The sequence below is a fragment of the Flavobacteriales bacterium genome (genome assembly GCA_013001705.1).
Taxonomy (GTDB): Bacteria; Bacteroidota; Bacteroidia; order Flavobacteriales_D; family JABDKJ01; genus JABDLZ01.
The window spans coordinates 1-10,032 of sequence record JABDLZ010000231.1; the positions used below are offsets into that span (position 1 = coordinate 1).

Annotated in this window: 8 protein-coding genes and 1 tRNA gene; 8 read left to right on the forward strand and 1 reads right to left on the reverse strand. The window is 48.1% G+C overall.

The genetic code is table 11. The features are described from left to right. The 7 genes from HKN79_09315 to HKN79_09345 all read left to right on the forward strand — a co-directional run. Positions 1 to 1,108, forward strand: a 1,108-nt coding sequence (locus HKN79_09315; protein ID NNC83766.1) for a T9SS type A sorting domain-containing protein, incomplete at its 5' end; no start/stop codon positions are given. Positions 1,109 to 1,224: 116 nt separating this feature from the next. Next, positions 1,225 to 3,405, forward strand: a complete 2,181-nt coding sequence (locus tag HKN79_09320; protein NNC83767.1) for a S9 family peptidase — start codon at positions 1,225 to 1,227, stop codon at positions 3,403 to 3,405. 98 nt (positions 3,406 to 3,503) lie between these two features. Next, entirely contained in the window at positions 3,504 to 5,015 is a 1,512-nt protein-coding gene (locus HKN79_09325) for a peptide MFS transporter (GenBank protein NNC83768.1), read from the forward strand. 113 nt (positions 5,016 to 5,128) lie between these two features. Then, positions 5,129 to 5,674, forward strand: a complete 546-nt coding sequence (locus HKN79_09330; protein NNC83769.1) for a thioredoxin fold domain-containing protein — start codon at positions 5,129 to 5,131, stop codon at positions 5,672 to 5,674. Between the two features lie 113 nt (positions 5,675 to 5,787). Further along, positions 5,788 to 7,077 carry a citrate synthase gene (locus HKN79_09335; GenBank protein NNC83770.1) on the forward strand — a complete coding sequence of 430 codons (1,290 nt, stop codon included), beginning with the start codon at positions 5,788 to 5,790 and terminating at the stop codon, positions 7,075 to 7,077. A gap of 59 nt (positions 7,078 to 7,136) precedes the next feature. Next, positions 7,137 to 7,212: transfer RNA gene (locus HKN79_09340), tRNA-His, on the forward strand. Positions 7,213 to 7,350: 138 nt separating this feature from the next. Further along, positions 7,351 to 8,742: an HTTM domain-containing protein gene (locus tag HKN79_09345; protein NNC83771.1), complete on the forward strand. Its 1,392-nt coding sequence runs from the start codon at positions 7,351 to 7,353 to the stop codon at positions 8,740 to 8,742. An 8-nt stretch (positions 8,743 to 8,750) separates the two neighbouring features. On the opposite strand, the gene HKN79_09350 is transcribed toward HKN79_09345, so the two are convergent. Continuing rightward, complete coding sequence (locus HKN79_09350) at positions 8,751 to 9,641, reverse strand: SPFH domain-containing protein (GenBank protein NNC83772.1); 891 nt, start codon at positions 9,639 to 9,641, stop codon at positions 8,751 to 8,753. Positions 9,642 to 9,764: 123 nt separating this feature from the next. On the opposite strand from HKN79_09350, the gene HKN79_09355 reads away from it, so the two are divergent. Further along, positions 9,765 to 10,032: hypothetical protein (locus HKN79_09355; protein NNC83773.1), on the forward strand; the 268-nt coding region annotated here is incomplete at its 3' end.

Consider the following 10,032-nt stretch of genomic DNA (forward strand, 5'->3'; position numbering starts at 1 on the left):
TGATGATGGTGTGATAGTAGCCTACAACGGTCAAGTGATGGATGGTGACTTCTGTCAAATGACGATCACGCGCACCTGGACTGCCATGGACAACTGTGGTAACTCAGCGATTGCTACACAGACCATCAATGTCTCTGACACTTCAGCTCCAGTGCTCATAGGAGTGCCTGAAGATGACGAGGTAGAGTGTGAGAATATCCCTGCACCAGCAGTACCGAGTGCTACGGATAACTGTGACGATGATGTGACCATCACTTTCGATGAGGAAGTATCTACTGGAGAATGCCCATATACCATCACTCGTACATGGACTGCTTCAGATGATTGTGGTAACTCAAGCATCGGAGTACAGGTGATTACAGTGATCGATACCATAGCACCGGTCATCGGTGACTATCCGATCACCATCAGTGTGGATTGTGATCAATTGGATGACCTCACGATTCCAGTAACTGACAATTGCTCCGAGGTGACTATCGACTATATCGATATTCAGTTCTCAGGTGATTGTTATGGAACCTTGGAGAGAACATGGATCGTTTCTGATGCATGTGGAAATTCCGAGTCATCCTTGCAGTACATCTTCATTGAAGACAACTCAGCTCCTGAGCTCTTCAACGTACCGGGTGATATCGAGATAGAGTGTGGTGGAAACATTCCTCCAGTACCTACCGATGTCTTCGGAATAGATAACTGTGATAACGATGTGACGATCACCTTTGAGGAGACTCAAAGCGGTACCGATTGCCCATATGTGATCACTCGCACATGGACTGCTGAAGATGACTGTGGAAATGAGATCTCCATCAGCCAGAACATCACTGTAATCACACCAGTGATCACTAGTGACGTACTCATGTCCATCTATCCGAATCCGATGGGAGACGAAGGTGTGATGAGCTTTGTAGTGCCAGAACGCGGATATGTCGTATTCGAGGTCTTGAACAACCTCGGACAGACGGTGAAGGTCGTATACAGCGGTAATGTGGTAGGAGACGTAGAATACAGATTCTACGTTGACGTGGACGAGCTCAATGCGGGCATGTTCACCACACGCTTGATCTACAACGATGAGATCCATGTCAAGCCACTGATCAAAGTGGATTGATAGGAATCCGTATCTAATAATACCTAAGCCCCTTGACGAATGGTCAAGGGGCTTTTTTATCGGCCTATAGTCAGGCACTTGTTTTGCTACTTTTAGGGTTTAATACCCATAACAAGATGAAGCACTTCTCGGTAGTCCTTTCCCTTCTATTCCTAGTTCAGGTCCTGAGCGCTCAAAAGACCTTGAGCAATGAGGATATCTGGTACAGCTCCACCTTCCAAATGGACTATGTGAGTGGATTACGCTCCATGAAAGATGGCACGCACTACACACGCTTGGAATCTGTCCAAGGAGGCAATGCCGTGGTCATGTATTCATACAGCACTGGGGAGAAAGTCAAAGAGATCGTCACCAGCAACCATCTCGAAGGAGCCCACATCGATGACTACCAATTCTCAGCTGATGAACGCAAGGTATTGATAGCGACCAACCAACAATCGATATACAGGCACAGTTCACGGGCAGACTACATGATCTTCGACCGATCGAACGACCGCGTGCTACCGCTTTCAAGTCGTAAAGAAGGACAAGTACGCTTGGCCGAATTCAGCCCGGATGGAAAGTATGTGGCCTTTGTGCGGAAGAATGACTTGTTCTATTATGACGTAGAGACACGAAAAGAAATCCGCATCACTACAGATGGCAAGAAGAATGAAGTCATCAATGGAGCTACTGACTGGGTCTATGAAGAGGAGTTTGGATTTGATAAAGGATTCTACTGGTCTCCCGCAAGCGATCACATCGCCTATTATCGATTCGATGAAACGGAAGTGAAAGAATTCCAAATGGCCATGTATGGAGAACTATACCCCGATCAATACACGTTCAAATATCCCAAGGCCGGTGAACAGAATGCTGATGTGGAGATTCGCATCTTCAGCCTGAAAGGTAGGACGGACCAGAAGGTCGATCTAGGAGAGAAAGAGCACTATGTGCCTCGCATCCAATGGACTGCGGTAGATGAAGTACTGGCCATTACCCGCATGAATCGTCATCAGAACCTTCTGGAGCTCTTATTGGCTGATGTTCGTTCGGCCCGAGGCCCGATCATCACCCCTGAAGTCATCTACTCTGAGAATTCCGATACTTATATTGAAATATCGGATGACCTGGTGTTCTTGCGAGACAATCAAGAATTCATCATGACCAGCGATAAAGATGGCTACAATCATATCTATGTATTCAATGGGAATGGAAAACAGGTAAGACAACTCACCAAAGGGCCTTGGGATGTGATCGAGTTCGTAGGATATGATGACGAACAAAGAAAGATCTACTTCACCTCATCTGAAGAAGGAGTGACAGAGAAGTCTGTCTATAGTATCGATATCTCCGGCACGGGTAAGCGCAGGCTGAGTCCCCAGGCGGGATATAATGAAGCTAAATTCTCAGAAGGCTACAAATACATGATGGTGTATCATAGTGATGCCAACACACCGTATGATATCAGCCTATATACACAGAAGGGGAAGAAAGTCCGTGACCTGGTGGACAATGCCGAGTTGAAAGCTGTCATCGAGGATTTCGATTTCCAACCCAAGGAATTCTTCAGCTTCCAGACCGAACGTGGAGATGCATTGCATGGATGGATGATCAAACCACCCAATTTCGATAAGAAAAAGAAATACCCTGTGTTGATGGCCATCTATGGGGGGCCAGGACACAATACCGTGTCCAATAGTTTTGGAGGCAGAAATCTCTATTGGCATCAACTGCTGGCTCAAAAAGGCTACATCGTGGTATCTGTCGACCCTCGCGGCACCTATTACCGTGGACGTGATTTCAAGAACTCCACCTATCTAGAATTGGGAAAACTCGAGACCGAGGATATGATCAGTGCGGCTGCGTATCTCGGTTCATTGGAATATGTAGACGCCAGTCGCATCGGTATGCAAGGCTGGAGCTTCGGAGGTTATCTGACATTGAATTCCTTAATGAAGGGAGCCAATTCATTTAAAATGGGAATAGCCGTGGCTCCAGTGACCAATTGGAGATTCTACGATACCATCTATACCGAGCGTTTCATGCGTACTCCGCAGGAAAACCCAGATGGCTATGATGACAACTCACCCATCAACCATGTAGAGAAGCTGGAGGACCCCCTACTACTTGTCCATGGCTCGGCTGATGATAATGTACACTATCAGAATACCATGGAATTGGTCAATGCCTTGGTAGGGGCAAACAAGGACTTCGACTTGTTCATCTACCCCAATAAGAATCACGGGATCTATGGCGGAAAGACCCGACTGCATCTCTTCGAGATGATGACCGAGTTCATCGAAGAGAATCTTTGACTACGAAATCACTACTTTAGCCAGCCTCCAAACTCAATAACCTAATCTGAACAAAACGTATGGAACATGATGATCGCTTAGAAGATGCGGCCAGCAAAATGGAAAGCAGTGATGGTTTCCAGGGCCACCCTAGGGGCCTGATGACCCTCTTCTTCTCCGAGATGTGGGAGAGGTTCTGCTACTATGGGATGAGGGTCCTCCTCACCCTTTATTTGGTAAAGTCACTGCTCATCGGTGATTCTGAAGCTGCACTGATCTACGGAGCCTACACCGGACTGGTCTATGCTGCACCTATACTCGGTGGTCGTATGGCCGATCGCTATCTGGGATACCGGTATGCAGTCATACTCGGTGGTATCCTGATGGCCATCGGAGAGTTCTTGATACTCGGTGGGAATAAGCAGATGCTACTCATCGGTATGGGCGCGCTGATCATTGGAAATGGATACTTCAAAGCCAATATCTCCACCATAGTCGGTAAGCTTTATCGTGAAGGCGACCCGAGGCGGGATTCAGGATTCACGATTTTCTATATCGGGATCAATGTGGGTGCCTTCCTAGCTACGACAGTAGTTGCGTATATCGGGGAGACACATGGGTTCCATTATGGTTTCGGTCTGGCCGGTATAGGAATGTTACTGGGAATCTTGATATTCTATACCCAGCGTCACACTTTTGCCGCTGCTCCTGGTCTAGAAATCACTGAAGAAGGGAAAAAGAAGGCTATAGGTCCTCTGAATTGGGCTCAGGCAGTCACTTTGGGCTCTCTCCTACTCATCCCAGCCTGCTACCTGCTCATTCTTGAGAACTACCTGATCGCGGGTCTGCTCATTGTTCTTTTCGTGATGATCGCATTCGTGCTGGTGAAGAACGGAGTGGAAGTGGACAAAGAAGAAGCGTCTGTTAGGCCTGCTGGAGAATCTCCCAATAAGTGGAGGGACCGGATGATCGTCTTATTGATCTTCATGTTGATCAATGTGACCTTTTGGGCCTTCTTTGAGCAAGCGGGTACTTCGCTTACACTCTTTGCCGATAGATGTGTGGACCGGACCATAGGTTCATGGACCATGCCGGCATCCATGACCCAATTCTTCAATCCTCTGTTCATCATCATTTTCGGATCCATATTCTCCGTGATGTGGGTCAAGCTGAGCAAGATCGGGAAGAACCCGAGTATTCCTATGAAATTTGCATACGGTATCGCTCAATTGGGATTGGGATTCTTGGTCACCTTGATAGGACTGCAGTTTGCAGATGCCGATTTCCAAGTGCCGCTCTTGACCTTGGTATTCCTATATCTCTTGCATACCACAGGGGAATTGTTCCTCTCTCCCATCGGTCTTTCCATGGTCACCAAACTCGCCCCATCCCGTATATCAGGAACAGCCATGGGTGCTTGGTTCTTGAGTTTTGCCATGGCCAACTATCTAGGCGGTGTGATCGCTTCGTTGATGGGCGGTCACGGTGGCGGAGAACAGCTGACCGGTGAGGCCGGACTCAATGCCTATACAGATGTCTTTTCCACTATCGGATTCATCTGTCTGGGGCTGGCTCTGACCATTGCTCTCTTCAATAAACCCCTGAAGAAATTGATGCACGGGGTCGATTGACCTCCGGCTCATTGCATCACAAAATATCAAGGTCGGACTTTATCATGGTCCGACCTTTGATTTTTCATCTCGGCATGAAACTTGCCTTTATCACATCTCGTTAAATTAGGAGCATGAAGCACTCACTCATTCTACTCGTATTCCTCATTCCACTTCTCAGTATAGCCCAAGAGAAATCGATCAATTGGGTCACCATAGAAGAAGCTCAAGAATTGGTCAAGGAGGAGCCCCGCAAGATCATGATGGACGTTTACACGCACTGGTGTGGTCCATGTAAGATGATGATGCGCAATACCTTCACCAATCCCGATGTCATCGAGTACATCAATGCAAATTATTACGCAGTGAAATTCAATGCGGAATCTGCTGACCCCGTCACCTTCAAGGATGTGGAGTACACCAACCCCAATTTCGATCCCAACCGGAAGGGGCGTAATGGAGTGCACCAGTTCACCCGCTATATGGGTGTGAAGGCCTATCCGACCATCGTCTACCTGGATGAGAATATGACCCGCCTGACCAATGTCTCTGGATATAAGACACCTACTGGCCTAGAACTCATGCTGAAGTTCATCGCTGAGGAGAAATACAAGGAGGTGAAGACCCAAGAAGAATGGAATGACTACCAGGCCGAATTCACTCCTGAATTCAAAGAGTGACCACGGCCGACCAATGATACCTGAGCGGGTCTATCGATCCGCTTTCTTTTTTACCTTTAGCAGCCTATCTGATGGAAACCTTGTCGAATAAAGATATCACCCAAAAAGAAACAATGAGCGAAACCGCGAAGATCATCCTAGATGGTCAAGAATATGAACTTCCTGTAGTGGAAGGGTCTGAAAATGAAAAGGCTGTAGACATCACGAAATTCAGGGGAACCACAGGATATATCACCTTGGACTCTGGCTTCAAGAACACTGGAGCTACGCGGAGCGCCATCACATTTCTGGACGGTGAAAAAGGAATTCTTAGATATCGCGGATATCCCATAGAGCAACTGGCAGAGAAATCCACATTCCTCGAAGTGGCCTGTCTTCTTCTCTACGGAGAGTTGCCCAATGAGAAACAACTGACCTATTTCGAAGACAGCATACGCATGCACACCCTCGTACATGAGGATATGCGTAGATTCTTCGAAGCCTTCCCTACTGGGGCTCACCCGATGGGTATCCTCTCTACCATGATCAGTTCGCTGTCCACTTTCTACCCGGAGAGTCAGCGCCCTAACAGACCGATGGAGGATATCGAGTTGACCATGCACCGGCTTATAGCCAAGCTACCTACTCTGGCGGCTATGGCCTACAAGTTTGCAAAAGGTCAGCCGACCATGTACCCCAAGAACGATTTGAACTATGTAGATAATTTCCTCTACATGATGTTCGGTCTACCTACCGAGGAGTATGAGGTCGATCCTGTGATTGCTGATGCTCTGAACAAACTCCTTATCCTTCATGCCGACCACGAGCAGAATTGCTCTGCTTCGACCGTGCGGATCGTAGGATCATCACAGGCCAATCTATATTCCTCTATCTCGGCCGGTGTCGCTGCCCTATGGGGGCCTCTTCATGGAGGAGCCAACCAAGCGGTGATCGAGATGCTGGAAATGATCAAAGCCGATGGTGGAGATATGCAGAAGTGGGTGGACAAGGCCAAGGACAAGAGCGATAGCTTCCGTCTAATGGGCTTTGGTCACCGTGTCTACAAGAATTTCGACCCACGTGCTAAGATCATCAAGGTGGCTTGCGATAATGTCCTAGATAAACTGGGTGTGGATGACCCTATCCTGGATCTAGCGAAGAAATTGGAAGCAGTAGCTCTGCAAGACGAGTATTTCGTAGAAAGAGGTCTCTATCCGAATGTGGATTTCTACTCAGGTATCATATATAAAGCACTGGGTATCCCCACTGAGATGTTCACGGTGATGTTCGCAATAGGAAGGCTTCCTGGGTGGATTGCCCAATGGAAAGAGATGATCGAGAGAAGGGACCCGATCGGTCGCCCTCGCCAGATCTATATTGGTGCCAATGAGCGCGACTACGTACCTATGAGTGATCGTACGTGATAGCTCTATAAAGCGATTACATTCTATATTTGCATCCCCGTTCTTAGAAATGGGAAAATGGTGGTTGTAGTTCAGTTGGTTAGAACGCCTGATTGTGGTTCAGGAGGTCGTGGGTTCGAGTCCCATCTTCCACCCTCAAGAGACAAGAAGCCTGGCATATTTGCCGGGCTTTCTTATTTATATTCTCCGAGCAATGAAGCTGTATTCCGATTGATTCATGCATAGGTGTCTATAGTCTGAACATTTGAGCGGTTTCCTCGTATCCTTATTTTGGTGCTATTCAATGAACAATCCCCAAGGGAATTGAAGATATCCGATCTCCAAAAAGCCTTTTTCAGACCGGTGGACATAGCATCTTCCGTAGTCTATCGTATATGGTTCGGAATCATCATGCTCTATGAGGTCTACCGCTACTTCAAGTACGACTGGATCAGTCGATACTGGATAGAACCCGCCAACAATTTCACGTACTGGCCATTTGACTTCGTCAAGCCGCTGCCGGGTGAGACGATGTACTATGTTTTCTACCTGATGGGGATACTCTCCATCTTCATCATAGTAGGCTACCGTTACAGACTGAGTTCGATCCTGTTCTTTTTGGTATTCAGCTATACTTTCCTTCTAGAGCAGACACGGTATATGAATCACTTCTATCTGGTCTGTCTATTGGGCTTTGTCAATTGTTTCCTGCCCTTGGAAAAGGAATGGTCATTGGATGCGAAGAGAAGGCCACAGAAAGCTTCAAGTCATGTACATGCCTGGGTCCTATACCTCATCCAGGCCATGATAGCGATTCCATACTTCTTTGGCGGAGTGGCCAAGATCAATCCCGATTGGTTCAGAGGCAAGCCCTTGGATATCTGGCTCTCTCCCGAACTGGACATACCCTTGATCGGCCCTTTTCTGGATGAGCAATGGATGATCCTCCTCCTCTCCTATTCCGGGCTCTTGTTGGATCTACTCATTGTTCCGGCATTGATATACAAGCGCACACGCCTTCCAGCTTTCATCTTCATCACGCTGTTCCATCTGATGAATTCGCAATTCTTCCAGATCGGCATCTTCCCATGGTTCATGATCGGGGCTTCGACCATCTTCTTCAGACCGGATTGGCCGCGTAGATTCCTTGCAAAACTGAAGTTTCTCAATCAGAAGGCTGTAGCTGGAAGGCCGCTCGCTCTCCATGCTCCTTCCATACGTACTCAGAAGACCATCACAGTACTTCTATGCGCTTGGCTCCTATTGCACATATTTCTGCCCTTCAGGCACCACCTCTACCCGGGCAATGTCAGCTGGACCGAAGAGGGGCATCGATTTGCCTGGCATATGAAACTAAGAACGAAACGCGGCAAAGGGGTATTCCGAGCGGTGGATAGACAGACCGGAGAAGTCTATCGAATCAAGGGAAAGGACTATATGGATCGCTGGCAATGGAATAAGGCGATCGTCAGACCCTATCTTATCTGGCAATTTGCCCGTATCATTCAAGAGGACTTCGCAGAACGCGGCATCGATGTGGCAGTCTTTGCCGACCTAAAGGCCAAACTCAATGGGCGTCCATATCAGCAATTCACCGACCCGGAAATCGATCTGACATCGGTTCCACGCCCGATCTTCTTTCACTCAGAATGGATCCTTCCCTTGGAGACTCCTTTACCGGAGTGATCTATGTATCAATCGTTATTCCTTGAAGCGCTCTGCACCGCTGAGAATGAGGCTATCAGTTGAGTCATCATATCACTGGCCGTACTCGGTGCGTTGGGCAACATGATCAGATTGCTATTGGATGTCTCTCCCATACTCTGGAGCGTATCGTAGTGCTGGGTGATGACAATGAGTGCAGATGCCTCTTGCGCATTGATCCCTGCCTTGTTGAGGACTTCCACAGAGTCTTCTAGACCCTTGGCGATCTCCCTTCTCTGATCGGCAATACCTTGACCTTGCAGACGCTTGCTCTCTGCCTCGGCCCGTGCTTTCTCTACTATCTTGATGCGCTCGGCATCTCCTTCATACTGCGCAGCCACCTTCTCACGTTCCGCAGCATTGATCCGGTTCATAGCGACCTTCACCTCGGGAGCTGGGTCGATATCGGTGACCAGTGCTTTGATGATCCCATAGCCATATTCCTCCATAGCAGTGGAAAGCTCACGTCTGATAGCGATAGCGATATCATCCTTACGTTCAAAAACATCATCCAACTTCATCTTGGGCACTTCAGCACGTATCACATCGAATACATACGAGGTGATCTGGTCGTGTGGGCTCTCCAAACGATAGAAGGCATCGAATACCTTCTCCTTCAGAACGAGATACTGGACTGAGACTTTCAGACGGACGAATACATCATCCTTGGTCTTGGTCTCTACCAGAACATCCAACTGCTGGATCTTCAGGCTGACACGCCCTGAGATCTTGTCTATGACCGGAATCTTCATCTGTAGTCCGGCACTCCGTATGCTCTGGAATTTCCCAAATCGTTCGATGATCGCTGCGGTCTGTTGTTTGACCACGAAAAAGGAGAAGAACAGGAGAAGGAGTATGGGTATCAGAATTATTCCGGACATGGCTTTAGATTGAATGATTTTCGAAGTTTCAAAGTACGCATTCTACTCAGAAGGAGAACTCGCTGGAGGGTATATATCCATGACCTATCTTGGCCAGCGATGAAAGGCGCTCGAAGCATATGTATGGTCGCAGTACAGCACAGCACCAAGGATGACCGTATCTATCACAAGCAGGCGCGCTCTCTCGCACAAGCCGGATTCGAGGTCTCCATGGTCACGAGCAATCCATCGGGCGTACCGGTAGACATGGCCAGTCGCGAGGTCGATCCTGGACCGGATGCCTACGGTATTTCGCACTACTGCGTCAAAGAGCCCAGCAATCCGGTGTATCGCTTGTTGAAGCGCTATTATTCAGGGCCATTCTACGCAGATATGCACACAGCCTGTGTAC